Here is a 1,905-nt window from a genome sequence, read left to right on the forward strand (position 1 = left end):
CATCAAACGTGCAATAAGGTCTTCTAAAGATTCATTTGCACTTGCTCCTTCTGGTGTTTGTGAGGAATGAGGGAGGGAAGAATTTTGTGGCTTCATAATCTTAGCCTCTATATTGATGATCGATAAATGATATTATTTCTTCAATTTTGGCTAAACAATGTTTGCAGGAAAGATTTTTATCTAAAAAAAACAAAGAGATGAAATCATCTTTATTTTAAAAAATTTTTGTTACGAAAGACAAAATCCCCCGCTTTTCAGAGTCAAAGGTAAGGTATCTTTTTATCTTTTAAGAGGTCACGTTGCTTACTGTTTGCATCTTTACCTCTTTACCTCAAAAGAAGATTTGCTAACAGCAATTTATGCCTTACCGTAAAGCCGCAGAGCTTCATTCTTTGTGGATGTGGAATATGGCTATGGCCAAAACGCTTATTACATCATTAGAGATTTGTATTCTGTGGCTCTTTTTCTGTGTTGTGAAACAGAAACAGTTTTTGTCTCTGTTTCCACTAAGCTTCTCTCAAATCTTTCGGTTAGGGTTTCGCCTTTTTTGTTTACTTTCTCCTGTGCTGCTTCTGGATTGGCTTTTAGATATTCCCCAAGACGTCTTCTGCCTTGCACGTGTTTGTAAAAAGAGGTTGGAAGATATGTATCTAACTTTTCAGGAGATAGAGGTGTATCTGGTTCACATAATACACCCTTAACATTATCCTTATGCAGTCTTTCTAATTTTTGAGATTCGGTATGAAGCTTTTTAGCAAGGGCTAAGCTGAACATTCCACATTCAGAAGAGCTTCGCTGAATATCCATTTCTACCATGGCAAAAGAACAATTGGGCAACTCATGCGCTTTAAGAGCCAATTGTGTTCTTAATGCCAGCACTGCTGGTTTCATATTGTTGAGTGTTGTAGGTTCAAAAAATATCACGGAGGTTTTGTCATCGATGGTTTGATGATCAATCACTGAAAAATGGATTCCCCTGTCCTTTGTGTGAATAATAAATCTAGAAGATTGAACGCCGTTTTCGATGGCTTCTTTGAGTGCAAGGGCAAAGTCGTGAGATGACGCTGCCAATTGAAGACGCATGTCGGGATATTTACGATTTGCCTGATCGACCAAGGCTGGCATTAGTTTAAGGTCTGTACTTGCATAATCAGCTGTGAACCAACGACCAGTTGAGATATCATCCTCTAAACGGGCAACAATATCTTTTAATTCTTCACGATTGAATGGGATATTTTTGCCTTTTTCGCTACTGGGTTGTTCTAAATGTGCAGTAAGAGTGTCTAACGATGCATTTGCACTTGCTCCTTCTGGTGTTTGTGAGGAATGAGGGAGGGAAGAATCTTGTGGCTTCATACTATTAGCCTCCATATTGATAATCGATAGGTGATATTATCTTCTTCAATTCTGGCTAAACAATGTTTGCAGGAAAGATTTTTATCTAAAAAAACAAAGAGATGAAATCATCTTTATTTTAAAAAATTTTGTTACGAAAGACAAAATCCCCCGCTTTTAAGAGTCAAAGGTAAGGTATCTTTTTATCTTTTAAGAGATCACGTTGCTTACTGTTTGCATCTTTACCTCAAAAGAAGATTTGCTAACAGCAATTTATGCCTTACCGTAAAGCCGCAGAGCTTCATTCTTTGTGGATGTGGAATATGGCTATGGCCAAAACGCTTATTACATCATTAGAGATTTGTATTCTGTGGCTCTTTTTCTGTGTTGTGAAACGGAAACAGTTTTTCCCTCAGTTGCTACCAAGCTTCTCTCAAACCTCTCGTTTAGGGTTTCGCCTTTTTTGTTTACTTTCTCCTGTGCTGCTTCTGGATTGGCTTTTAGATATTCCCCAAGACGTCTTCTTCCTTGCACGTGTTTGTATAAACGAGCTGGAAGATATGGATCTAA

1 protein-coding gene and 1 pseudogene are annotated in these 1,905 nt (G+C 37.8%); both read right to left on the reverse strand.

The genetic code is table 11. From position 1 onward, the window contains the following. Positions 1 to 429: 429 nt before the first annotated feature. Positions 430 to 1,356 carry a YopJ/AvrA family T3SS effector serine/threonine acetyltransferase gene (locus ACFIL8_RS09640; protein WP_375682714.1) on the reverse strand — a complete coding sequence of 309 codons (927 nt, stop codon included), beginning with the start codon at positions 1,354 to 1,356 and terminating at the stop codon, positions 430 to 432. A gap of 324 nt (positions 1,357 to 1,680) precedes the next feature. Beyond that, positions 1,681 to 1,905 (reverse strand): annotated as a pseudogene (locus ACFIL8_RS09645) (intracellular effector); the annotation flags it as partial.

The organism is Bartonella sp. AP57NXGY, assembly GCF_042195805.1.
Taxonomy (GTDB): Bacteria; Pseudomonadota; Alphaproteobacteria; order Rhizobiales; family Rhizobiaceae; genus Bartonella.